The organism is Brevibacterium litoralis, assembly GCF_040212315.1.
GTDB classification, from domain to species: Bacteria; Actinomycetota; Actinomycetes; order Actinomycetales; family Brevibacteriaceae; genus Brevibacterium; species Brevibacterium litoralis.
The window spans coordinates 1-24,791 of record NZ_JBDIUY010000001.1; the positions used below are offsets into that span (position 1 = coordinate 1).

19 protein-coding genes and 1 tRNA gene are annotated in these 24,791 nt (G+C 66.9%); 10 read left to right on the forward strand and 10 right to left on the reverse strand.

Going from position 1 to position 24,791, the window contains the following annotated elements:
- Positions 1-183: 183 nt before the first annotated feature.
- On the forward strand, positions 184-2,022 hold the full coding sequence (locus AAD496_RS00005) for a glycerol-3-phosphate dehydrogenase/oxidase (RefSeq protein WP_349826569.1): 1,839 nt from the start codon (positions 184-186) through the stop codon (positions 2,020-2,022).
- 3 nt (positions 2,023-2,025) lie between these two features.
- Here the strand turns inward: AAD496_RS00005 and AAD496_RS00010 are convergent, their stop codons facing one another.
- The 3 genes from AAD496_RS00010 to AAD496_RS00020 form a co-directional block, all read right to left on the reverse strand.
- Entirely contained in the window at positions 2,026-2,604 is a 579-nt protein-coding gene (locus AAD496_RS00010; RefSeq protein ID WP_349826570.1) for a flavin reductase family protein, read from the reverse strand.
- A 344-nt stretch (positions 2,605-2,948) separates the two neighbouring features.
- Positions 2,949-4,376: a phosphotransferase gene (locus AAD496_RS00015; protein WP_349826571.1), complete on the reverse strand. Its 1,428-nt coding sequence runs from the start codon at positions 4,374-4,376 to the stop codon at positions 2,949-2,951.
- 1 nt (position 4,377) lies between these two features.
- Positions 4,378-5,670 carry an acyl-CoA dehydrogenase family protein gene (locus AAD496_RS00020; protein ID WP_349826572.1) on the reverse strand — a complete coding sequence of 431 codons (1,293 nt, stop codon included), beginning with the start codon at positions 5,668-5,670 and terminating at the stop codon, positions 4,378-4,380.
- A 489-nt stretch (positions 5,671-6,159) separates the two neighbouring features.
- On the opposite strand from AAD496_RS00020, the gene AAD496_RS00025 reads away from it, so the two are divergent.
- Positions 6,160-6,236: transfer RNA gene (locus AAD496_RS00025), tRNA-Asp, on the forward strand.
- Positions 6,237-6,431: 195 nt separating this feature from the next.
- On the opposite strand, the gene AAD496_RS00030 is transcribed toward AAD496_RS00025, so the two are convergent.
- The gene (locus tag AAD496_RS00030) at positions 6,432-6,656 is read right to left on the reverse strand and encodes a hypothetical protein (protein ID WP_349826573.1); all 225 of its coding nucleotides are present in this window, start codon (positions 6,654-6,656) and stop codon (positions 6,432-6,434) included.
- Between the two features lie 137 nt (positions 6,657-6,793).
- Here AAD496_RS00030 and AAD496_RS00035 point away from each other — a divergent pair, with 137 nt between their 5' ends.
- From AAD496_RS00035 to AAD496_RS00060, 6 genes are all read left to right on the forward strand, one after another.
- Complete coding sequence (locus tag AAD496_RS00035) at positions 6,794-8,539, forward strand: carboxylesterase/lipase family protein (protein WP_349826574.1); 1,746 nt, start codon at positions 6,794-6,796, stop codon at positions 8,537-8,539.
- Positions 8,540-8,648: 109 nt separating this feature from the next.
- Positions 8,649-10,352: an NERD domain-containing protein gene (locus AAD496_RS00040; RefSeq protein WP_349826575.1), complete on the forward strand. Its 1,704-nt coding sequence runs from the start codon at positions 8,649-8,651 to the stop codon at positions 10,350-10,352.
- 48 nt (positions 10,353-10,400) lie between these two features.
- Positions 10,401-11,252, forward strand: a complete 852-nt coding sequence (locus AAD496_RS00045) for a hypothetical protein (RefSeq protein WP_349826576.1) — start codon at positions 10,401-10,403, stop codon at positions 11,250-11,252.
- Positions 11,245-12,228 (forward strand): DrmB family protein, encoded by a 984-nt coding sequence (gene drmB / locus AAD496_RS00050; RefSeq protein ID WP_349826577.1) that lies wholly within the window; start codon positions 11,245-11,247, stop codon positions 12,226-12,228. The genes AAD496_RS00045 and drmB overlap by 8 nt, the downstream gene beginning before the upstream one ends.
- Before the next feature lie 178 nt (positions 12,229-12,406).
- Entirely contained in the window at positions 12,407-13,147 is a 741-nt protein-coding gene (locus AAD496_RS00055; RefSeq protein ID WP_349826578.1) for an HNH endonuclease, read from the forward strand.
- On the forward strand, positions 13,144-14,124 hold the full coding sequence (locus AAD496_RS00060) for a NaeI family type II restriction endonuclease (protein ID WP_349826579.1): 981 nt from the start codon (positions 13,144-13,146) through the stop codon (positions 14,122-14,124). The genes AAD496_RS00055 and AAD496_RS00060 overlap by 4 nt, the downstream gene beginning before the upstream one ends.
- 4 nt (positions 14,125-14,128) lie before the next feature.
- On the opposite strand, the gene AAD496_RS00065 is transcribed toward AAD496_RS00060, so the two are convergent.
- Both AAD496_RS00065 and AAD496_RS00070 read right to left on the reverse strand, forming a co-directional pair.
- Positions 14,129-15,424, reverse strand: a complete 1,296-nt coding sequence (locus tag AAD496_RS00065; protein ID WP_349826580.1) for a DNA cytosine methyltransferase — start codon at positions 15,422-15,424, stop codon at positions 14,129-14,131.
- 164 nt (positions 15,425-15,588) lie between these two features.
- Complete coding sequence (locus AAD496_RS00070) at positions 15,589-16,401, reverse strand: hypothetical protein (protein WP_349826581.1); 813 nt, start codon at positions 16,399-16,401, stop codon at positions 15,589-15,591.
- Between the two features lie 228 nt (positions 16,402-16,629).
- Between AAD496_RS00070 and AAD496_RS00075 the strand changes: the two genes are divergently transcribed.
- The gene (locus tag AAD496_RS00075; protein ID WP_349826582.1) at positions 16,630-17,613 is read left to right on the forward strand and encodes an ADP-ribosylglycohydrolase family protein; all 984 of its coding nucleotides are present in this window, start codon (positions 16,630-16,632) and stop codon (positions 17,611-17,613) included.
- Between the two features lie 29 nt (positions 17,614-17,642).
- On the opposite strand, the gene AAD496_RS00080 is transcribed toward AAD496_RS00075, so the two are convergent.
- Both AAD496_RS00080 and AAD496_RS00085 read right to left on the reverse strand, forming a co-directional pair.
- Positions 17,643-18,659 (reverse strand): class I SAM-dependent methyltransferase, encoded by a 1,017-nt coding sequence (locus tag AAD496_RS00080; RefSeq protein WP_349826583.1) that lies wholly within the window; start codon positions 18,657-18,659, stop codon positions 17,643-17,645.
- A gap of 233 nt (positions 18,660-18,892) precedes the next feature.
- Positions 18,893-20,110 carry an allantoate amidohydrolase gene (locus AAD496_RS00085; protein ID WP_349826584.1) on the reverse strand — a complete coding sequence of 406 codons (1,218 nt, stop codon included), beginning with the start codon at positions 20,108-20,110 and terminating at the stop codon, positions 18,893-18,895.
- A 179-nt stretch (positions 20,111-20,289) separates the two neighbouring features.
- Between AAD496_RS00085 and AAD496_RS00090 the strand changes: the two genes are divergently transcribed.
- Positions 20,290-21,885, forward strand: a complete 1,596-nt coding sequence (locus AAD496_RS00090) for an acetolactate synthase large subunit (RefSeq protein WP_349826585.1) — start codon at positions 20,290-20,292, stop codon at positions 21,883-21,885.
- 109 nt (positions 21,886-21,994) lie between these two features.
- Here the strand turns inward: AAD496_RS00090 and AAD496_RS00095 are convergent, their stop codons facing one another.
- On the reverse strand, positions 21,995-22,750 hold the full coding sequence (locus AAD496_RS00095) for a GntR family transcriptional regulator (protein ID WP_349826586.1): 756 nt from the start codon (positions 22,748-22,750) through the stop codon (positions 21,995-21,997).
- A gap of 112 nt (positions 22,751-22,862) precedes the next feature.
- Positions 22,863-24,731 (reverse strand): gamma-glutamyltransferase family protein, encoded by a 1,869-nt coding sequence (locus AAD496_RS00100; RefSeq protein ID WP_349826617.1) that lies wholly within the window; start codon positions 24,729-24,731, stop codon positions 22,863-22,865.
- Positions 24,732-24,791 lie beyond the last annotated feature (60 nt).

Genomic DNA, 24,791 nt, shown 5'->3' on the forward strand with positions numbered 1-24,791 from the left:
GTCACCCGGTCGGGTGGAGATTCGATTGTCGTTCCCCGCCTACCGTGGCGGCGAACGAGATAGAACTCTATGCGTCGGGCAGTGCCTGGAGCAAACCGAAACCGGGTGACCTCGCCCACGTGACCTGGGACTCCACTCTCGGCAATTCACCTCGTGTCCAGCTTCCCTCGGCAGACTCACCCCATGGACAAAACGACTCGTCGCCGCACCGGCACTTCTCACGGTCACCGTCTGGGCACCCGCGCCGAGGACCTCTCGGCGGCGCACCGAGCCCAGTCGATCGCAGGACTGCAGGGCACCTCGGCGGCGGATCCTCTGGATGTGCTCGTCGTCGGGGGTGGTGTCACCGGTGCCGGCGCCGCGGTCGACGCGGCGTCCCGCGGTCTGTCCGTCGGGCTCCTGGAAGCGCAGGACTGGGCGCAGGGCACGAGCTCGCGGTCCTCCAAGCTCATGCACGGAGGGCTGCGGTACCTCGAGATGCTCGACTTCGCGCTCGTCGCGGAAGCCCTCAAGGAGCGCGACCTCCTCCTCACCGTCACCGCGCCTCACCTGGTGAAACCGGTGGCGTTCGTGTTCCCCTTCGCCACACCCTTCCTCGACCGGGCGTACATCGGGTCCGGTGTCCTTCTGTACGACACGCTCGCCGGTCGGCCGGGACGCAAGCGTGCGGTGCCCGTCCACCGGCACCTCGGTCGCAAGGCCCTGCGCGAGCACGTGCCCGGGTTGTCCGAGCAGGCGGCCGTCGGCGCTCTGGAGTACTACGACGCGAAGGTCGACGACGCGCGCTTCGTCCTCACCCTCGTCCGTTCGGCGGCGGCTCTCGGCGCCCAGGCCGCCAGTCATGTCCGCGTCGTCGACTACCTACGAGACGCGACCGGTCGGGTGGCCGGCGTCCGCGCCCGTGACCAGCTCACCGGACGGGAGTTCGTCGTCCACGCCCGGCACGTCGTCCTCGCCGGCGGTGTGTGGACGGAGGAGCAGCAGGACCTCGCCACCAGTCGCGGTGGCCTGCAGGTGCTGGCCTCGAAGGGCGTCCATGTGACCGTCCCCCGGGACCGGATCGCCGCCGCGCCCGACACCGGCATCATCACGAAGACGGAGAAGTCCGTCCTCTTCGTCATCCCCTGGGACGACTACTGGGTCATCGGCACGACCGACACCCCCTGGGAGGAGGACGTCGACGCACCCGTCGCCACCTCGGCGGACATCGACTACGTGCTCGCGCGGGCCAACACCGTGCTGGCCGAGCCCCTCACCCGCGCGGACGTCATCGGTGTCTACGCGGGGCTGCGGCCGCTCCTCCAACCCGTCGTTCCCCAGGAGGCGCCGGAGGAGGTGGAGGACCCCGCTGCAGGGTCGACCAAGGTGTCCCGGGAGCACACGGTCATGGAGGTCGAGCCGGGACTCGTGGCGATCGCCGGCGGCAAGTTCACGACCTACCGGGTCATGGCCCGTGACGTCATCGACTTCGCAGTGCGGGACGATCCGGGCGTCCGGGACTCCGAGACGGAGACGCTCCCGCTCCTCGGCGCCCGGAACCTGGCACGTGCGCGGATGACGCTGGAGCAGGCCGCGGAGACCTACGGGTGGGAGCCCGCACGCGTCGACCGTCTGCTCATGCGGTACGGGTCGCTGGCCAAGGACCTGCTGCGCATCATCGAACTGGGTGCCCAGGAGCCCTCCCACACTGCCGACCTGCACCTCCCCCTGGAGGGTGCCCCGCGGTACCTGCGCGTCGAGGCGGTCCACGCGGCCGTCGCCGAAGGGGTCGTGCACCTGGTCGATGTCCTCGAACGCCGGATGCGCCTGAACTACGAGGTGCCCGACCGCGGTGTCGCCGCCGCCGAGGAGGTCGCGGACCTCGTGGCGCCCGTCCTCGACTGGGACGAGGAACGGATCGCCCGGGAGATCGCGGACTTCCGCGCCCACGTCGCGGCGGAACGCGCGGCCGAGGAGGTCACCACCGACGCCGAGGCGGCCCACCTCGTCATGCGGGCCATCGAGGGGAGCGCCGCGGAGTAGGGCTCAGACGCAGGACGCGGGGGCGCGGGCGCTCTCGACCGCGTGGTAGCCGCCGCGGACGAAGAGCAGGGGTTCCAGGTGGTCGAAGCCGACAAGTGCCTCGACGCGACCGACGACGATCGTGTGGTCACCACCGTCGTACTCACGGTGGAGTGTGCAGTCGATCCAGGCGACGGCATCGTCGAGTCGCGGATTGCCCCGTGCCGACCGCGTGAAGGAAATCCCGGCGAACTTGTCCGTGCCGGATCGCGCGAACTGGTTGGACAGGTGGTCCTGATGGGCCCCGAGGACGTTGACGGTGAAGGATCCGACCTCACGCAGACGCGGCCACGTGCTCGACGAGCGCGCCGGGTTGAAGGTGATGAGTGGGGGTTCCAGCGACAAGGAGGTGAACGACTGGCACGTGAAGCCGGTCGGCCCGTCCGGGGTCTGTGCGGTGACGACCGTGACGCCGGAACCGAAGCTGCCCATGACCTCACGCATTCGCTGCGGGGACACCTCGGCGTGCTCCGCCGACACGTCGAGCCCCAAGCCGGCGAGGTCTCCACCGGCCAGCGTCGAGTGTTCGGTGCGTTCGGTCATGGTCCGTACCTCCGGTTGATCGCAGCGCGGCGCGCCGCCAGTTTCCCCACCCCCGGATCGATCCATGGCGACGTCCTCGCACACACCTTGTCGGCAGCACCCGGCTCGTCACTGTGGTTCCGGCGGTCTGCCACCAGTGTTCAACCGACCGGACCTCCTCGAGTGGTTCACTTTGGCACAGTAGGCCACCTGCGCCCCGTCACAGAAGGTCACCTGTCACATGACGACGCGCAACCCGTCACGCGCCGTCATGTTCCCCCGGACACCTCTGTTCGTCGACACCGGCCACCTCCACCCGATGCCCAGGGTCGTTCCACGTGGAACATCACCTGCCCCCAGGGCCGTCACTCCAAGTACCGCGGATTGCTCACGGCCAGACGCAGACGGGCCAGACGTTTGAGGACGGCGACGATCGCCCGGACCTCGGCAGCGTCCTCCGTCCCTTCCGCGCCCGAGGTGTCCCGCAGTTCCAGGATCCGCTCTTCGAGTGCCGCCTCGGAATCCACGCCGAGCCCGGCGAGCGCCGAGGCGAACCACGCCGCGTCCCGCTCCCGCGCTGCGGTCTCCCGCCGGACGACTCGCACCGCGTTCATCGCGACCCGACCGGTGAACCTATTGGGTTCCCCCTCCCCCTTCACGATGTCCCGCTCCAGGTAGGAGGCGAGCGCACCGAGGAGCGCGTCCGCCGAGGGAGAGGCGTGCACCTCGACCGCGCCACCGGCCGACACTGCGCTCTCTTCCGGTCCCGGCGTCGGAGGCACGTCCGGGTACAGGAGTTCGAGTGCGTCGTACTCCTGCTCGGCCGTGCGCCGGCCGATCGCCAGGAGTTCGAGTTCACTCGCATGCCCGGGCACAGACCGCCGCATCTGGCGCAGACACCCGATCGCCCACCACAGCGTCGCCCGGGTCTCCCACCAGGTGAGCTGTTCCGAGGTCGGTCGCGCGCCACCGGCCTTCTCGTAGGCGTCGAGGAAGGGCTCGACCTCCCCCACGCCGGCCACCCGACCCTGGCCACCGAACCGCCACGCCCGCATGCACACGTACCCCAGGTCCTCGTGCGGATCGCCGGTGTGGGCGAGTTCCCAGTCGAGCACGGCGGCCAGGCCGTCCTCGTCGACCATGAGGTTCCCCATGCGGAAGTCTCCGTGGACGAGCGCCCGAGGCGCCCTGTCCTCGGCGGACTCCCCACTCCCCGTCGCTACCGCTGCCGCCGTCCGTGCGCGTGCGAGTTCACGAAGGCACAAGCGGATCGCGGCCCGCGGCACACCCAGGTCCAGGTAGTCCCGCTCCAGACCGCCGACCGGATCGTCCAGGTGCGGCAAGGAGACTCCCAGCTCGCCGAGTGCCGCGGTATCGACCGAATGGATGCCGGCGAGTGCACGCCCGAGGTCCGCGGGCAGGGCGCCTCGGGAGCGGGAGAGGTGGTCGTTGCGGAAGATCCTGCGGGGGATCGTCTCGCCGTCGACCCATTCGAGGACGATGTACGGGAGCCCGTCGCCGGTCTCCGCGGAATCGTGGGCGAGGACGGCGGGGCACGGCACCCCCGCGGCGTGGGCGGCACGGAGGACCTGCGCCTCGCGTTCGTTCGCCGCGCGGTCGGCATCCGTGGGGTGTGGCAGGCAGACGACCACGTGGGCGAAGGCCGGGGTGTCGGCGTCGACCCGGAACATCTGCCGGTTGGCGCCGCCGTCGAGAACGTGGACCCCCGTGACGACGTCGCCGGCGGGGAGAAGGTCCTGGACGATCGACCGCGCGGTGTCCTCGGCGGTCACGTCACTTCCCCTGGGTCTTGTAGGAGGTGCCGCTGACACCCTTGGGGGCGCCCTTGCTCATGAAGCCGAACATGTAGCCGGCGATGCGGCGCATCTGGATCTCGTCCGAGCCCTCGGTGATGCGGTAGCGGCGATGGTGGCGGTAGATGTGCTCGAAGGGCTTCTTGCGGGAGTAGCCCATGCCGCCGTGGGTCTGAATCGCCTGGTCGGCGGCGTCGCAGGCCAGGCGGTTGCCCTGGTAGTTGGCCATCGAGACGCGGTCGGAGACGGAGAACGCCCCGTCCTCGTCCATGAGCCAGGCGGTCTCCCGGACGAAGGAGCGGAGCATGTGCGCCTTCGCGTTGAGCTCGACGAGCGGGTACTGGATCGCCTGGTTGGTTGCCAGCGGTTTGCCGAACGGCTTGCGCTGCTTGGCGTACTCGACGGACTCGTCGATGCAGAACTGTGCGGCGCCGAGGGAGCTGGCGGCCTGACGGATGCGGTTCTCGTTGAAGAAGTGCTGGACGATCTGCAGACCCCGGCCGAACTCGCCGAACACGTCCGCCTCCGACACCTCGATGTCGGTGAACCGGATGTGCGCGTGGTCGCTGGGCATGTTGAAGGTCCACACGTATTCGAGGACCTCGACGCCGGGGGCGTCCATGGGCACGAGGAAGGCGGTGATGCCCTCCGCGTCGCCGGGTTCACCGTGGGTGCGGGCGAAGACGATGTCCCGGTCGGCGGTGTGGACCCCGGTGTTCCACATCTTCTCGCCGTTGATCCGCCATCCGGCGTCGGTCTTCGTCGCGGTCGTCTCCATGTGGGTGGCGTCCGAACCGTGGTCCGGTTCGGTGATGCCGAAGGCGAAGTGCGCCTGACCTGCGGCGATCTTCTCCTGCCACTCCTCGATCTGGGCGGGGCTGCCGTAATTGGTCAACAGCATGACGCCCACGTTGTTGCCGACCACGCAGTGCTCGTTCTGCAGGTCGCAGTGGAGGCCCAGACCCTGGGAGGCCAGGTGGTCACGGATGACCGCCATGTCGAGGTTCGTGAGCCCCGAGCCGCCGAACTCCTCCGGCAACTGGGCCCGGTAGAAGCCGGCGGCGTCGGCACGCCGGCGGGCCTCCGCGAGGAGTTCCTCCCATTCGCGGCTGGGGATGCCACCGTTCTCCCAGTCGGTGCGGGCGTACTCGCGCCGGTGGTCGAAGAACCGGATGTTGTCGTCCTGCTGTTCGAGGGGGCGGATCTCCTTCTCGACGAAGGCGTCGATCTCCGCCAGGAGGGTCTGGAGCTTTGCGGGCAAGCGGTAGTCCATGAGGGGGCCTTTCGGGTCCGACGGCCTTGCGCCCGGCCTCTTTGCCGGACATAATTTTTAGCCGTCGAACGAACGCGTCGGGTTCGAGACTGGTCGCACGATCACTGCCTGTCAACCCTTGTAATCCCTGTACACAGGCCATTCATCGGGGTTTCGTCCATGATCGACGACCGAGTGGCGCACCAGGACGGGTCCTGTGGCGACCAGCCGATTCAGACTCCGGGCCTAACATTCGATCGGAGGTTTTAGAGGTGGATAGACGCGCACTCGGCGGTTCGCACATTCTCCGGATTACCGTTCGGCGGGGGCCGGGCTTGGACCGCGCCGGGGCCCGCCGGGGGCCTGTAGTGGCCTGCAAGGACCCGCCACTCATGTGACGTCCGTCGCAGTTCCCGCTTCCGGCCCCTTTCGAGTTGGAGGAACCGGGCGTAGTGTTCTATGGTTGACGAGTTGCCTGATCGTGGAAACGCGAACAGGGCAGCACCAAATGGCTCCGTGGCGCAGTTGGTTAGCGCGCCGCCCTGTCACGGCGGAGGTCGCGGGTTCGAGTCCCGTCGGAGTCGCCATAAGGTCGAAGGCCCTCACTCATCGAGTGAGGGCCTTCGTCGTGTCCGGGGCGGTCAGCGCCGGCCAACCCGGGCCCACGCGCATTCGATGCAAGGTGAATGTCGCCTGCCGTACCGATGCCCGGCACTCTCGCCTACCTGCCGGGCATCAGTACGGCAGACGACGACCTTGCGTCCGCGGCCCCACCTCCGCGCTCAGTCCGTCGTGGCCGTCCGGGCGACGATGTAGTTGTGGTCCTTGACGCCGGCTGCGTGGGACACCGAGCTCGGCAGGATCCCGGTCCCGGCGATCGCGACGGCCGCGGACAGCGCGAAGGCAGCCATCCATCCGAAGGTCGTGCGCGGGATCGTGTCGGTGGCGTGCCGGGCGGAGGCGGTGCGCGCCTGCGGGTCCTGGTCATAGGTCGGGTGGTGGGTCATGTGGTCCTCCGGTGGTCGTTCTGTGCTCTCCACTGTCCTCCTCCACGTTGGGAGAAGTGCCGACCGGCCCTGTGGTGGGACTGTGCATTCCGACAACAGACCCTCGACGGCACACCGGGCCGTCCTAGACTCCGACCATGGCACCCCTCGACGACGCGGGCACCACCCCCGCGACCCCGCAGCAGTCCGCACCGACCTCCGCCCCTGCAGATCCCGCTCTCACCCGGACCACCACGGCCGGGCCGGTCGTCGGGTTCGCGACACCCGCCTCGGACGCGAGTCCGGGTACCCACTCCTGGCTGGGCATCCCCTACGCCCAGCCCCCGGTCGGCGATCTCCGGTTCCGGCGTGCACGGCCGGCGAAGCCGTGGACGGAGCCGCGCTCCGCGACGGAGTATGGCGCCTCGCCGTTCCAGGTCCCGCTGCCGGAGTCGTTCGGCGGGCTCGGTGACGACCGTCAGGCGAACCCCTTCTCGGAGGACTGCCTGTACCTCGACGTGCACCGACCGGCAACGCAGGACACCGCGGAGGGCACGACAGCGGGAGCCGCCGAGGGCACCGACCCCCTGCCCGTCATGGTGTGGTTCTACGGTGGGGCGTTCCAGTACGGGTCGGCGAAGAACTACCCGGCCTTCAACTTCGTGCAGCAAGCGGGTGTCGTCCACGTGGCGATGAACTACCGGATCGGGGCGCTCGGGTTCCTCGATGTCAGTTCCCTGCCGGCACCGCGCGGCGACGGTGGCGCATTCACCGGCGACACGCAGCCGGGATTCGAGTCGAACGTCGGTCTGTACGACCAGATCGCCGCGTTGCGGTGGGTGCGGGAGAACATCGCCGAGTTCGGTGGGGACCCGGAGAACGTGACGATCTACGGGGAGTCGGCCGGCGCCATGTCGGTCCTCGCCCTCATGTGCATGCCGGACGCGCAGGGCCTGTTCCACCGGGCGATCGCACAGTCACCGGCCCCGGCCTCCGTGGCGACGGCGGAGGACCATGCGCAGCTGGCCCGGCAGTTCGCGCGCCTGCTCGACCCCGCAGCGGACACCGACAAGCGATGCGCCGAGGCGATCACCCACGCACGCCCCGAGGAGCTCGTCCGCGCGCAGGTGGCGCTCCTCTCCGGGTTGAAGAAGTCGGATCCGGGCGTGCGGACCTTCGCCCCGGTCGCCGACGGCGTGTCGCTCCCCGACCGGATCCTCGCGCTCATCGCGGAGGGGAAGGCCGCACCGGTCCCGCTTCTCATCGGCACGATGGAGAACGAAGGACAGTTGTTCCGCGCGGGCTTCGACTCCGGCAAGACCGGCGAGGCAATCATCCCCGTCACGGAAGGGACTCTTCGCACACTCCTGCCCGGTGAGGCGGCCCAGGACCTGCTGGCCGTCTATACCGACTTCCCGTCGGCGGAGGCGGACAGCCAGCTGGGTGGCGACCTCATGTTCTGGTACCCGAGCACGGTCGCCGCGGAGTCGCACGCCCACCACGCACCGACGTGGATGTACTCCTTCGAGTACACGAGCCAGGTTCCGCTCTTCGGCAGGCTCGGCGCCACGCACGGGGCGGAGATCCCCCACCACTTCGGGCGCAGCACCGAGTACGCCCGGGCACTGGGCCGCGCCGTCGAGGCGGGCGCCGCGGACCCCGCGCGGGCCGATCAGCTCGAGGCGGCCGAGCGTGACGCCCGGTTCTCCGTGCATCTGGTCGAACTGTGGTCGACCTTCGCCCGGACCGGCGTCCCCACCGCCCAGGCGGTCCCCACGTGGCCGCAGTACGACGGGGTCGAGCGGGCGACGATGATCATCGACGCGCCGTTCCACGTGAAACACGACCCCCGGAGCGGAACCCGCCAGGCCTGGGCCGAATACCTGCACCACCGGGAGGGGTGAGGGAGTCAGGGTTCTGACCACCCCTCCGACATCTCGGTTCCGACACGATCGCGGCCGGCCCCACCGCCACCGCGGACGCGCACACCGCCCAGGCCATACGATCGGAAGCGTGACCCAGGACACGCGCACTTCCAAGGCAGAACCATCGACGGACGGCACGGAGAAGGCCGAGGTGCAGGGCGCCTCGGCGGCGGAGGATCATGTGGTGGCCCGCCTGCGGGCGACCCTGCCCCGCGACGCGCGGGTGCTCACGAACCGGCGGATCTTCACCGACGACAAGGACCTGGAGATCGACGTCCTCGTGCTGTGGCCGGGGGTGGGGATCGTGGTCCTGGAGGTCAAGGGCGGGCGCGTGGGCGTCGAGAAGGGCCGGTGGTACACGGAGGGTTCGCGGGGGAAGACCTTCCTGGACCGTTCCCCCGTCGAGCAGGCGCTGGAGGCCAAGTACGCCTTCAAGGACTACATGCACGGACGGTCCTCGCGCGGGATCGGGCGGGTGATCCACATGGCCGCCCTCCCCTACACCGACCTGCCCGCCGACTGGGACGCCCCCGACGCTCCCCGCAGCATCCTCATCGACGCCTCGCAGATGACCGACCCCACGAGTGCCGTCGCCACGGCCCTGCGGCATCAGCACGTCGGCGTGCCACCGGCCGATGCCGACCAGGTGGCGCTCGTCGAGAAGGCCTTCCGCGCCACGCACCGGGCGCGCGCGAACGCCCGGACCCTCGCGCAGGAGCTGGAGGACCGGGGCAACGCGCTCACCCGGGAGCAGGACACGATCGTCGACGTCCTGCGGTTCCAGCACCGGGCGGAGCTCTCCGGCGGCCCGGGCTCGGGCAAGACGCACCTGGCGTTGCTCAAGGCGCGGACCCTCGCGCGCGAGGGCCGGCGCGTGGCGCTCATGTGTTACTCGCGGGGCCTGGCGCGGTACTTCCAGCTCATGGTCGACGGCTGGCCGGAGGAGGAACGCCCGGCCTACGTGGGCCTGTTCCACGATCTGCCGGTCACGTGGGAGGCGGTCCACGGACACGAGGGGCGCGACTACGACTCGCAGTACTGGGAGGAGTCCCTGCCGCGGGCCCTCATGGAGCACACCGCCGTGCGGCCCAAGGATCGCAAGTTCGACGCGATCGTCGTCGACGAGGGCCAGGACTTCAGTGACCTGTGGTGGCAGGCGGTGCTCGGGTGCCTGCGGGAGCCGGACTCGGAGGAGGGTGTGCTGTGGGTGTTCACCGACGACGCGCAGCGGATCTTCGACCGCGACGGGATCGCGCCCGTGGACCTCAACCCCTTCTGGCTGGGGACCAATCTGCGCAATGCGCAGACCGTCGCCGAGGCGTTCGCTCCCCTGGCACCCTTCCGCCAGGAGATCCGCAACGTCGGGGGCCACGAGGTGACCCGGATCGACAGTGGCGTCGACGGTGCCCGGGAGCTCGCCGACGAGGCGGTCGAGGCGCTCCTGCAGCCGGCAGGTTCGGTCACGGTGGTGGGTGGCCAGAAGGTGGAGGGCGGGTGGGAGCCGGAGGACGTCGCGCTCCTCACGACGGGCAGCCGCCACCCGGTCCAGAAGGAGACCGTCGAGGTCGAAGGATGGGACGGGTACTGGGACGGGTTCTTCTCCGGCACCGATGTCTTCTACGGCCACGTCCTGGGCTTCAAGGGCCTGGAGCGCAAGGTCGTGGTGCTCGCCATCAACGGGTTCTCCGACGCCAAGCTCCCGGTGGCCAAGGAGATGCTCTACGTCGGCATGTCCCGCGCGAAGGCGAAGCTCGTGGTCGTCGGCGACCTGGAGTGGGTGGACGGGTTGTGACTGACTACAGATGCATCTGATATTCCAAGACGCTCCATAACCGTCCGGATGGCCCCGCAACAGAAGATGGTGGTGAAATTTTCGATGCTCACCTCTAGTCTCGTGACAACAGATAATGGAGGATCGTTGACGACACAGACAGCCAAGGAAAGCCACAGGCAAGGACGCCTGACGCTTTCTGAATCGGCGGACGCGGAAGGCGCTGCTGCGCCATGGATCGGAGACACGTTTCTGCTCGGCAGGAATATCTCAAAGTATGCCCGGACGCGCCTCGAAGAGGGGCGACAGCTCGTGGTAGCACTGTCACTACCGGGCCGTGACTTTGCGGCTGCGCTGCTCGCCTGTGGCTGGACGGAGCAATCAAAACCCGGTCCGCTCACTCCGTTCGAGGCCATCCCCGAGGGCGCTCCGGTGCGTATGGTGACGTGCGGCAAGGTTGTCACTGCTAAGCGGTACCTTGGGCTGCAGGATCTAGGCCGTAACGGCGTACGGGTTCATACCTCGAACGGAACATTCCAGCGGCCTTCTGTGCTCGCTGCTGCTCACCTGGACGAGATTCCGGAAGAAGCACGAGCTGAACGTCCAGAACCTGGGACCTTCGCGTCCTACATCGAGATCGATTCCAGTTGGGACCAGCGGCTCGCAAGTCCGGCTTCGGACCTCGCTGTCATCGGTACACGGACCTGGCTGGAGAAGGACTTCAGCGCCTTCCTGGGTGTGGAAGGAACACCTGGCCAGCCGACGAGAATCGGTGATGTTCTGCTGCCTAGCACTTCAGGTGCCCCCACCGTCGGGACACATGTCTACAGTGCCTCGCAGTTCGCGGATGCTGATGTCCCTGAGCGGATCAAGGCAGCCCCCCGTCGCCATGCACCGCAAGCTTCAGCGGCGCATGCCTGAAGAGGTAGTCGGTGACGTGAGCGTCGAGGACTTCCACGCCCTCTACAAAGAGCACTTCGGTATCGGTGGATATGAACCCGAACAGGCGTCCGCTGGGAACGTCGAGCTGCTGACCTCAGACGACAGTTGGCGTTACCCAGAATATGAGCAGATTCGACAGACTCCTCAGGATGACGACCTCACTGCCAGCGACCCCGGAGTGCACAACGACCTTGCCGACTTGATCGGCAGGGTTCGATCGGTCGAGACCTTGCGTGAGACCCGCGCCCTGCGCGGCTTCACCCGCCTCACCGACACGCCGCTTGGCCTGGTTGAGGGAAAGCAGCTGCTACGCCGCCGACCCCTCAGCCGAGAGCACGACTGGCTGCCAGCCTACGTAGTCAAGGGCGAAGGCATCTACCTCGAGATCGACCCTGAGAGACTGCAAGAGTGGGAGGAACGTCCCGAGGTCCAGGCACGGGCGCAGCTGATCAATAACCACTACACGGATGCTGCCTCCAGCCGAGGCCTGATAATGCGCGACATCCGCCCGCGCTTCGTGATGATGCACACCCTAGCGCACTTGATGATCAATGAGCTTGTATTCGCCTGCGGGTACAGCTCAGCCTCGCTGCGGGAGCGCCTCTACGTCTCCGACACCCCAGGCAAGGAGATGTCAGGCCTGCTCATCTACACCGCGGCCGGCGACTCAGAAGGCACCATGGGAGGTCTAGTGCGGATGTCCTCGCCCAATAACTTCCAGAAGGTCCTGAAGGCCGCGTTAAGTGACGCGACATGGTGCTCCACCGACCCGGTCTGCATGGACTCTGGAGAGCACGGACAGGGAACCGACTCCTGCAACCTAGCTGCCTGTCATGGATGTGCTTTGGTCCCGGAGACCAGTTGTGAGCATTTTAACCGATTCCTCGACCGGGGACTGGTAGTCGGCTCCTTTAAGAAACCTGACCTAGGGTTCTTCTCACGACTCGTTCACTGATGTTCTAGGACTGAAACCGCTAGCAGGCCCGCGCGGTCACCCCGCAGCGCGTCTTATGAGAAAGCGAACCGCACGGCCGTCGACTGTCCAAAGTGGACGAATACGTCGGGAGCAGTGCGGAAAACACACGCCAACGAACGCAGCCTTCGACTAGTATCGTCAGGAGGGAGGATCGTCGATGCCGAAACCGAATCCCACGTGGATCCGCGAAGAGCTTCTGGTTGTCGCGCACGCCATGCGTACCAAGTCGCTACGATCCAACAAGCCGGGCTGGTCGAAGCTCGAGCCCAAGGACGAGGAGTCGGCTTGGGCATCATCACTCCTGCGCAACGCACCCTTCCATCCTCAAGCCGACCGCGACGAGAAGTTTCGCGGCCCTGGTTCCATTCGAGCCAAGTCGGAGAATCTCAGAACCGCACGCCCCGACTACATCCAAAAAGGGACTAAAACAACCAAGGCAGAAGTCGAGTTCGCCAAGATATACCACGATAACGACGAACGCCTTGCGCTCGCAGCCCAAGAAGTCGAAGAGACCATCCTCAAGCACGCAGGGCAAAAATTCTTCGCACCTACGGAAATCACCCATCCAAGTGGAGCAGCCGAAGGCAAATCGATTTCAGTCGTCAGTCGTCGATACGAAAGAAGCTGGGTACTACGACAGGCGAAGATCGATGCTGTTCTTCGCGGCGGAGGCGTAATCCAGTGCGAGGTCTGCAACTTCAACTTCGCGAAGGTATATGGGCCACGGGGCGAAGGATACATCGAGGTACATCACGTAGAGCCGCTCCACGAGACAGGCGAACGATGGACCGTAATCAATGATCTGGTCCTGCTGTGCTCAAATTGTCACCGAATCATCCATCGCGAACCCGCGACGATAACCCCGCTAGAGCTTCAAAACACGATGGAGGACATATGACACCGTCGGACCCAAGAACTAAAGGGAAAGATAATTTCGGCCTTCTTGCGGAGTTCAGCAAAGACTCTGAAATTAAGCGGGTCGCTCAGGCCTTTCGACGAGTCGATCCGTCTGGCGAACGGTGCGCGTCCGTATTCCGCGACACCTACGACTACTTATATGACGGTCAGCACACTGGTCGCTATCGCTGGAACCAGATCTCCAAGACCGAGAGGGCTCACTACGGATCTCTTTTCGAGATAAAGCTCAGAAGACAGTTCGATGACATAATCGATGACGGCGAAGATCTGGACTTCAACATCAGCGGGATCGAAATTGATTGCAAGTATTCGATGGAGCGGATGGGTTGGATGATCCCTCCCAAGAACCGAGACAAGCTAGTCTTAGGGTGCTTCTCAAACGATGAAATCAACGTTTGGAATATTGGGGTCGTTCGCGCTTCCGATGCATTCTTGAGGACGGGACGAAACTGGGATCGGAAAAAGCAGATCAACTCCTTAGGCAGAAAGAACGTCCACTGGATCTTTCCAGATTCTCCAATGGAACGCAATGTATTACTGGATCTCAGTGACGAAGAGACTCGCCGTATCTTTTCCAAACGAAGCGGTCAGCAGAAACTCAATGAGCTGTTCAGAGTCGTTCAGAACACCCCCATTAGGAGTGAAACTATCGCGACATTGGCCCAGCAGAAGGACTACATGAAGAGAGTTCGCTCTAATAACGGGTCTCGTGATCATCTGAAGGGGGAAGGGTTCCTCATACTGTCGGGAGACTACTCAGCTCAGAAGAATATTTGCATCGAACTCGGGGCTGCAATCCCTAAGCGTGGCCAGGTCGTTAGCCTAAGAGTCTTGGAGGCTCAAGAAGGCGAACGTTTCACTACCAAACTCGATGGCAAGTGCTGGCGTATCGCCGGGAAGGACGAGATAGTTTCAGCAGCAGCACCAAGACTGCCAGAGAGCAAGAAGCCCTCCTAGATCGTCAGCTCACCTTGCTTCTAACTTCTTCAAAGACTTCGGCGCGGTAGTGGTTTTTCTGCCCCACGAAGCCTTTGAAGGACCCTAGAGCGAAGGTTCGATCATCTCCGTCACCCGTACTACTGATATTGAAATCACGAGCCAAGAGTCCAATCCGCTGCTCAAACTCCCTAGTATCTATCTTCTCCCCAGAAGTTTTGATGAGCTGTTTGGCAGTCAGCGGCCTCGGCGCGTTTTTCAATGCCAGGTACAGCGGTTCGTGCTCGACCTCTTCGACGACCGCGTCGAGATTCTTCTCTCGGCCAACGTGGAGCAACGCGTCCCGAATGGACGCTCCGACTGCTCGTGCGACCGGAGGCGGGAAGGCGTTGCCGATCTGCCGGTAGCGGGTTGTCTTACGACCGGTGAATGTCCAGTCATACTCACTAGTGGGCCCCCAGCCCTGGATCCGGGCCACCATGTCAGTTGTGAGCCTAGGGACGTAGGCGCGCGGTGTATCAACCGTCGGCGGTTCATCAGCAATCCCCTTCGCGTCGACCCCTAGTGCAGCCCATGCCTTCTTGGCACGAGTGGGGCCCAGGTCGGCACCACCGTGCTTCTTCGATCCACCAACGATCGTCGGTGCGATGCCCTTCGCGCCCTCGCGCCAAGCATCAGCCCCAGGCCAACCTTCCGAGGCCATCATTGCGTACAACGCCTCGCCGACACCGCCAGCCAGGGGAGTCTTCTCAGGCCACTCAAAGTACCGGGCATCGTCATCAGGAAGCGCCACGAGAATGAAGCGCGGACGAAGCTGCGGCACCCCGTAGTCCTTCGCTTCGAGCAGGCGCCAGTCCGACCAATAGCCGAGTTCAGCAAGCCGGTCTTTCACCCACTGACGGTACGCAGCAAAGCGGGGCATCGACAGCCCTCGAACGTTCTCCAAGAGGACTGCCCTCGGCTTCATGCGGCCAACCAGCTCTACGGCCCAGGCGAAGAGGTCCCGCTCATCGTTCGCGCCTAGCTGCTTGCCGGCAATGGAGAAGGGCGGACACGGAACACCACCCGCCAGGAGATTAACGCCCACGTAGTCATCGGGGTTCCACACATGGTGGTCCTCGGCAGGCTGGCCAGGCTCAGGGACCTCGGCGACGTCGCCAATTGCAACGTTCCAGTCAGGCCGGTTGTACTTCAACGTTGCTGCAGCGTTCTCATCAAGTTCGATCGCGAGGGCGTGCTCGAAACCAGCGAGTTCGAGGCCGAGAGCCTGCCCGCCCGCTCCCGCGCAGATCTCTACGACCCGCAGCGTGTCTCGCGTCATACTTGTCCCTGCCTGCTCACTTCTGTCTGCCTTGCGCACCACAGTCCCCCTCCGAACGATGGAGTCATCCAACCAGGTGCCTCGGACATACATCTTCGCAGGTCGACCCAGCGTCGCCTAGCACCTGTAGGAGCCATCACACGATGGGGAGACTTCATGACATTCTACTTGCTCTTCGAGTCGAGGCCTGAAGCGACGGTCTTCCAAAACGTTGAGATCTTCCGAGCCGCTTTTTCTGCCTCCTCGTCATCCACCAAATATATCCGACCAAAATGCCGCTTGTTAGGTATAGTCAGGTCCAAATAATGGAAACCCGCCCCAACAATGTCGCGAGACGGTATTTTCCGGCCTTCCGATCCTTGGCGGTACTGCGGATTAACCAGATATAGGTCGACGACCACTTTGTCGATCCATGCGTCAACTCGATAAAGCGCGTCTGCGAGGGGGTGTATCTTCAATGGGATCCCACAGTTGCGGATATATGCGAAGGTACGGAGTTCGCGAACGAATGAGCAATAGGCGGTCGCAACCCTCCAGCGCATCGCCTCCCTCGCCTGACCATCATCATATTTCTGCTTTGTTTGCCGGATTCTTTCCACCGCCGGATCCCAGATCATCTCTCGCGCACGTACATCTTCACGGCAAAAGTCTCGGAACCCTTGATAGGTGTAAGGTTCTCCGATTTCCTCGAGTGCGTAATGGAAAACATGCATGAACGCGAAATTTGGGCTCCAGTCCGCCATCTCACGAACTTTCCCAATCCTGGATTTTTTAATTTCCGCCAGCGGAGGTTCTGTTTCAGCCAATACCTTCTCATACTGATCGATTGAAGCTATATAAGGTACGCGAGTGACGTGCTGCAATACGTGTCGAGCAACGGCAGGACGATTCGACTTCCATCGAGCTAGCCTATTCTTAGCGTTATCTGAGGTCCCTAATTGCTCAATGACGTCTTGTGCCGTCGTTTCCGTTTCCATCGATTGGCTCCCAGATCTCCCTAACACCGCGCGAACTCATTTCATGTCGATAGCAAGCATTATTCCTGGTGAGCACCTGCAAAGCCAGAACCCTTGACACATTTGTCGGCTGCAGAGGACGCACCCCTAGCCGCCGCGCCCACCGCGCGAGGAGTATTTCCTCCTCAGCCTTACTATTGGTCGTATAGACTATCTAATGCCGAGCATCCACCGAGAGGACCCCACACCATGCCCCTCACCACCGCCCAGACCGACCGCGCATGCGGTGTCCTGCTCGTCTCGGCCGCCGGGGATGCCCTCGGCGCCGGCTACGAGTTCACGTACCCCGCACCCGACCTCGTCCCCGTCATGAAGGGCGGAGGACTCGGCGACTTCGCCCCCGGCGAATGGACCGACGACACCGCGCAGGCCGTCGCGATCGCCCGGGTCGCCGCCACCGGCGCGGACCTCCGCTCCCCGGCGGCCCGCACCGCGATTGCCGAAGGCTTCCTCGCCTGGTGCGACGGCGACCCGGCCGACATCGGTACCCAGACCGCTGCCGTGTTCGCACACACCGACCGGACCGCCGACGACCTCGGTAGCGCGATGACCACCGCTGCGCGAGCCGTGCACGACATGTCCGGCCGCAGTGCGGGCAACGGCTCGCTCATGCGCACCGGCCCCGTCGCTCTCGCCTACCTCGACGACCCGGAGGGACTGGTCGAAGCCGCCGGTGCCGTCAGCGCCCTCACCCACTACCAGGACCACGCCCAGGAGGCCTGTGCCGTCTGGTGCCTCATGATCCGCCACACCGTCCTCACCGGCCAGTTCCCCACCTTCGAGGACATCGCGCCGTGGGTCCCGCAGCCGGACAAGTGGCGGACCCTCCTCACGGAGGCCGAGCAGAAGGACCCGGGCGAGTTCACCACCAACGCGTGGTCTGTCGGCGCTCTCCAGGCCGCATGGTCGGCCCTCACCCACACGCCGGTGCCGCAGGACGCGCCCGCCCGGCACCTCGTCGACGCCCTGGGCACCGCCATCCGGATCGGCCACGACACCGACACCGTCGCGGCGATCGCCGGTGCACTGCTCGGAGCCCGGTGGGGCGCCTCGGCGGTGCCCGCGGAATGGCGCCGGATCCTGCACGGGTGGCCGTACCCGGCCCAGGAGAAGGGGAACGGCCGGGCGGACGACCTGGTCGACCTCGCGGTCCGTACCGTCACTCACCACTGATGAGTGATGACCGATGAGCACTCGGTCCCTCACACCTCCAGAATGAAGAACACCATCCCGTAGTGGTCGCCGAACCGCTCGTACAGCTCCGCCTCCTGCAGGCCGATCATCAGGTACTCCTCGACGCCGGGCAGGTCCCGGTGCGCGGCCAGGAACCGGGGCGTGCGCTCCCGGATCGGCCCGTAGTAGCCCGTGGTCCACCCCTCGCGCGGCAGCTCGAACCAGTCCAGGCACTCCAGTCCCACCTGCTCGACGACGGCCAGCTTCTCCTCGACCGTCCCGATCCCCTCGTAGGCCTGCGCCCAGAAGTCCTCGACGAAGGCCGGCCGCACGTCCGTCGTCCAGCACAGGTCCGTGACGACCAGGTGCCCACCGGGCCGCACGAACCGCTTCCAGTGCTCCAACCCCTCACGGAAGCCCATCTCCTGAATGGCACCCTCCGCCCACACGAGGTCGAACGCACCCGGCTCGAACTGCGTCTCCAACTCGTCGAAGGACGCCTGCACCGTCGTGACCCGCTCGGCGACGCCCGCCTCCGCGGCGTGCTCCCGCACCTTCTGCAGGAACTCCGGGATCACGTCGAGCGCCGTCACGTGCGCCTCCGTGTGCCGGGCGAGCACGAGCGTCTGCGCCCCGGTGCCACACCCGAGGTCGAGGACCGCGCACGGTCCGGCGCCGGAGTCCGGGGCGGGAGCGGTGCCCCCGTCGGCGGTGGTGCCGGGGGCGGGGCGCCTCGGGAGCGCGTTCAACGCCCGCAGCGTCGCGGCGTCGGTGCCGGGACCCTGGCGCGCGGCGTCCTTGTGGAACTCGACCATGATCTCGACGAAGAGTTCGTCCTCGTCCTCCGCCGACCACTGGGTCTGCGGGGTGGCCGTCAGGTCCTCCGCCGCGCCCGAGGCGCCCTCCCCCTTCCCCTGCACCGTTCCCTTTCGTGGTGCGGGGTCGGTCGGGTTCACCGGTCCCTCGGACTCCCCGATGTGGCCGGTCATCCAGCCGCGCTCGGCACCGGCGGGCTCGGCCTCGCGGGTGTCGTCGGTCTGGTCCATCTCGGGCACTTCCCCTCTGCATCGCTTGCCGCGAGCCTATCGACCCTTTCCGACAGCGTTCTCAGGTGGCGTCATGCACGGCCCCGCGACGTCATACGAGCGCCGGTGGGGTGTGGTGGGTGCCCCAACGTCTCGGGACGATCTCGTCTATCCGGACGAGATCCCCGACCGCGGCTGGCACTGAACCGCACCCCCACGCCACTCACCCGCACGTCGGCGGGCACTTCACGCCGTCACACGCGGGTGAGTTCCGCCTGGAGGACATCCGCCAGGGCGATCGCACCGAAGTCGGCGTCCGCGTCCTCACAGGTCTCCTCCGGCGAGTGGCTGATGCCGGTGGGGTTCCGGACGAACAGCATGCCCGTCGACACGTCGCTCGCCAGGATCCCGGCGTCGTGGCCGGCACCCGACTCCAGGAGCGGCGCCTCGGGCAGCACCTGCTGCATGCGCTGGGACAGCTCCGCCTCGAACTCCAGGGTCTTCTTGCCGGAACCGGTGAACTCGAAGGTGCAGCCCTCCTCCTCGGCGGCCGCGGCACCCTCTGTACGGATCGTCGACAGGATCGACTCCCGCACGGAATCATCGGCGTGCCGGCAGTCGAGGGTGAGCTCCACCGAGTCGGGGATGACGTTCACGCCACCGGGGTGGGCGAGCAGACGACCGACCGTCGCCACGCCCCCGTCCGACTCCGCAGCCGCCCGGCGCACCGCCGCGACGACACCGGCGGCGGCCACCATCGGGTCCTTGCGCAGACGCATGGGGGTGGCACCGGCGTGGTTGCCCTCACCGCGGACCGTCATGGCGTACCGACCGGAGCCGATGATCGACTTGGCGATCGCCACCGGCTGGTCCATGTCGATGAGCCCGACACCCTGCTCCACGTGCAGCTCGATGAACGACCCCATGAGCCCGAGCATCTCCTCGTCCCGGCCGAACCGCGCCGGGTCGTAGCCGTTCTTCTTCGCGGCCTCCGCGAAGGTGATGCCCTCCAGGTCCTTGAGGTTCATGACGGTCGCGGGATCCGCCGCACCGTTGAGCAGCTTGGAACCCAGGCAGGCCTGGTCGAACCGCGAGCCCTCCTCCTCGGGGAAGACGGCGATGACGAAGGGGCGCGCCCCGGGAGCGGTGAAGTCGACCCCACGGGCCACGAGCTCGTCGTAGGCGGCCAGCGCACTCGCCACACCCAGGGGTCCGTCGAAGGCACCACCACCGGGCACCGAGTCCAGGTGCGAGCCGGTCACCAGGGCGTTCTTGGCAGGCTTCCCGGCCCACGCCCACATGATCCCGTTCCGGTCGGTCTGCACGTCGAGACCCCGGGCCTGCGCCTCCCCGGTGAACCACTCGCGGAGGGTGAGCTCGGCCTCGCCCCAGACCGGTCGGTAGTACCCGCCGGTCCGGCCGTCGCGGCCGATGTCGTGGATGTCCCGCAGCATGCTCGTGACGGTCGCCATCGCTCGTGTCCCCTCCGGTGGAGTCTGTGTAGTGTGCTGTGGGACATGATCCTTCCACGACACGGTTACCGCCAGTTTGCGGAGCACACCGTCGTGCCGCCCCCCTCGTCCGGTATCCCGGACGACCACCCGTCCCGGACCAGCACCCGTCCCCGACACCACCAGGAGCACTCCTCAGCATGACCACCACGGATCCCCGCCCCGACGGATTCAACGGAGCCGACGCCCTCCTCCACACCCTCGAGGCCAATGACGTCGACGTCGTCTTCGGCAATCCCGGCACCTCCGAGATGCACTTCGTCGCGGCCCTGGAGGGCACGCAGAAGATGCGCGGCGTCCTCGGCCTCTTCGAGGGCACCGTCACCGGCGCCGCGGACGGTTACGGCCGCATGGCCGGCAAGCCCGCCGCCACCCTCCTCCACCTGGGCCCGGGCCTGGCCAACGGCCTGTCCAACCTGCACAACGCGATCCGTGCCAAGACGCCGATCGTCAACGTGATCGGCGACCACGCCAGCTACCACCGGGACCTCGACGCGCCTCTCACCTCGGACATCGAGGGCACTGCTCGTCCCTTCAGCGACTGGGTCCGCACCTCCGGAGGTGCCGACGCGCTGGCCACCGACACCGCCGAGGCCGTCGCCGTCGCCCGCGAGGGCAAGATCTCCAGCCTCATCCTCCCGGCGGACGCCGCCTGGAACGACGTCCACCCCGACGTCCAGGTGCCCGTCACCGCCCGTCCCGCCGTCGATCGCCGCACCGTCGACGAGGACGCCGTCGACACCGCCGCCCGCGTCCTCAAGGAGGCGGGTCCCCGCACCGCCTTCCTGTTCGGCGAGGGCGCCGTCTCCCAGGAGGCGCTCGAGGCGGGTGTCCGGATCGCCGCCCTCACCGGCGCCGAGGTGTACTCCCAGACCCACCTCTCCCGGATCGAACGCGGCGCCGGCCGCTACAACGTCAAGCGCCTGCCCTACCCCATCCAGGTCTCGCAGCCGATGATGGAGAAGTACGACAACATCGTGTTGGTCGGCGCCAAGATCCCCGTCGCCTTCTTCGCCTACCCGGACCGCCGCAGCCGCATCGCCCGCGAGGGCACCCACTTCGTCGACCTCGGCGCACCGGGCAACGACCCGGTCCGCGGCGTCCGGGCCCTCGCGGATCTCCTCGGCGCCGACGGCACCGGCGATTCCGCCGTCGCCCGCACCGAACTGGCGCTCCCGGACGCGCGGCCCACCGGCACCATCACGCCGGAGAAGTTCGGCCACTTCCTCGCCGGTGCCATCCCGGAGAACGCGATCGTCTGCGACGAGTCGATCAGCTCCGGCGCCACCATCAACTCCGCGACCACGCCCTCACACCCGCACTCGGTGCTCGGTGGCACCGGCGGCTCCATCGGCTGGGCCATGCCCGTGGCGACGGGTGCGGCGATCGCCTGCCCCGACCGCAAGGTGCTCTGCCTCGAGGCCGACGGCTCGTCCATGTACCAGCTCCAGGCCCTGTGGACCATGGCCCGCGAGCAGTTGGACGTCGTCACCTTCATCTTCGCCAACCGCAAGTACCAGATCCTGTGGGGCGAGATGGACAACGTGGGTGTCACGAACGTCGGCAAGAAGTCCGGCGCGCTCCTCGACCTCGACAACCCGGTCATCGACTTCGTCTCGCTCGCCCGCGGCATGGGCGTGCCCGCCGAACGCGCCACCTCGATGGAGGATCTGGGCCGCGCCTACGACGCCGCCATCAACTCCCCCGGCCCCGCCCTCATCGAAGTAGTCCTCTAAAGACCCGCCCCCGACCTGCGCTAGCGCAGGTCGGGGGCGGAGTCGATGTGGGCGGGAGGGGTGTCCCCGCGCCCCGCCCGGCACCTCTACAAGAAAACGGCAAGGCGCTTCACACACCGGCGATGTGCGTGAAGTAGCTGTCCCGGCTCGTGCTCACGTGCGCTTCGACGAGCCCCGCCGCACGATCCGCGTCCCCCGCATCGATCGCGTCGATGATGCGGCGGTGCTCGCTCCACGCCTCGACGCCACGCCGGGTGACGTTGAGCGCGTAGAGCCAGCGGATCTTGCCGGCGATCTGCCGCAGGAGCCCGGCCAGGGAGGCCGAGCCGGAGAGCTCCGCGATCGCCTCGTGGAAGCGGGTGTTGAGCTCCGCGAGCCCCTCGACCATGCCGGTGGCGATGATGACGTCACCCTCGTCGAGGATCTCGTCGATCTCGGTTCGGATCTCCTTCCAGGGCTGGGAACATTCACCCACGATTTCGTCCCCCTCCCCGGCGGCGTCAAGGCGCGCGGCGCGTTCGGCCGCCTTCCGGGCCATGCGGCCCTCGAGGAAGATCCGCACCGCGAAGAGGTCCGCGGCGTCGTCGACAGGCGGTTCGACGACCGTCGCCCCGGCATAGGGGCGGGTCTCGATGAGCCCCTCGGCCTCCAGCGCCTTGAGGCACTCACGCACGGGTATCCGCGAGACGGAGTACTTCCGGGCCAGCCCGTTCTCCGTCAGGCGCGTCCCGGCGGGCTGCCGGCCCGACAGGATCTCGCCGCGGAGCAGGCGGAGCATCGTCGCCGAGGCGCCCTCCCCCTCGATCGCCACCTCGGACAACTGCACTTCCGGTGAGGACACGTCCCGTGACTGCACTTCGGACATCGACCGCTCAGCTCCTTCGCGTGGCACCGTCGAGCACGGCCCCGTGTCGTTCATGGGTACCGAACAGTACTCCTCGTCGGTCACTGCGATGTTTCACGTGGAACACCTCGCGTCACCGCCCGGTGGCGTAACCCTGGTTGCCCCGGGGGTTGGCCGCCGCCTGCAGGAGCCCCGTCTCCGGGTCGCGGACCACGCACGACAGACGTCCGAGCGCCCAGTCACCGGCCCGTGTGACGACGTGACCGCGACGCTCCAGCCCGCCGATGACGTCCTCCCCGAGCCGGTCCTCGACGACGGCACCTCCGGGCGTCCACGTCCGCGGCCAGAACGACCCGGGCATCGAGGTGGTGTGGAGCGAAGGCGCGTCGATCGCCTGCTGCGGCTCGTACCCGCCGACCAGGATCCGCAGGAGAGCGACGAGCTGCCACTGGTCCTGCTGGTCGCCACCGGGCGTCCCGATCGCCATGACCGGCTGCCCGTCCTTCAGCACGAGCGTGGGCGTGAGCGTGGTCCGCGGCCGATTGCCGGGCTCCAGGTGCGAGGGGCTGTCCTTGTCGAGCCAGTTCATCTGCAGACGCGTACCCAGGCAGAACCCGAGCCCCGGGATCGTCGGCGAGGACTGCAGCCACCCGCCGGACGGCGTCGCGCTCACCATGTTCCCCCACCGGTCGACGACGTCGATGTGGCAGGTGTCGCCGTTCACGCGCCCGTCGGGCCCGGTGACCTCCTGGCCGTCCTCCGCGCCCGAGGCGCCCTGGCCTTCGGCACCTCCCGCGCGGTCCTCCTCCGCCTCCTGGCCGGGCTTGGCCACCGTGGGTTCGCCCAGGCCCATGCGGCTGAGCACCTCCGGGGTCGCGGCACCGGCCGGCAGTTCCGTCATGAGGGGCGGGAGCACGGGGTTCGGGACCGAGGCGAGCCGGCCCGGCCGGAACTCGAGTGAGGCCTCCTCGCCGATGAGGGCCCGGCGCTCGGCCGCGTACTCCTCCGAGAGGAGGACGTCGAGGTCCACGTGATCGTCGCCGTAGTAGGTGTCGCGATCGGCCAGCGCCAGCTTGAGCGCTTCGAGGATCGTGTGTACGCCGATCTCGGTGCCGGGATCCAGCCTCTCGTCCTCGAACCCGTCGAGGATCTTGAGCGCCTGGAGCAGCACCGGACCCTGCCCCCAGGCCCCGGTCTTCGCGATCGTGTACCCGCGGAAGTCGATCGTCACGGCGTCCTCGAAGTCCGCCTGGAAGCCGGCGAAGTCCCGGGCCGTGATGACACCGGCGTAGTCGCCGCCATCGGAGTGCCGGTGCGGGGTGCGCACGAAGGGGTCCACGGCCTGCGCGACGACTCCGGTCCGCCATTCCTCCCGCGCGGCGGCCACCCGCTCGGCCCGCGCCCCGGGAGCGGCCTCCGGCGCACCCGCAGCCTCCTCACCAGCGGTGACGAGGCGCCGGAGCACGCCCGCCCAGTCGGGGTTCGTGAGCACCTGCTGCGGTCGGGGCACCTGCCCGTCGGGCATCCACAGCTCCCGGGAGCTCGGCCAGTGCTCGGTGAAGAGGTCCTCGACGAGGCCGATCGTCCGAGCCACCCGCGGCACGATCGGATGACCGTTCTCGGCCAGGTCGATGGCGAAGTCGAGGACGTCCGCGATCTCCCACGACCCGTGGTCCTCCAGTAGCTTCAGCCACGCGTCCGTGGCGGCGGGGATCGCGGCGGCGAGCGCGCCGGCACCCGGCACGAGCTCGAGCCCGAGACCCGTGTAGTGGTCGATCGTCGCACCGGCCGGGGCCGGTCCCTGACCCATCATGATCTGCGGGCGGTCCGGCTCCTCCGCCGTGGCGAAGACACCGGTCATGTCACCACCGGGCCCGTTGAGGTGCGGTTCGACGACCTGCAGGACGAAGGCACCGGCCACGGCCGCGTCGAAGGCGTTGCCGCCACGTTCGAGCACGGACTGCGCGGCCGAGCTGGCCAACCAGTGGGTCGAGGCGCTCATCCCGAACCCGCCGCGGAGGGTCGGACGGGTCGTGTCCTCGGGCCCGGGCACGAAGGAGGA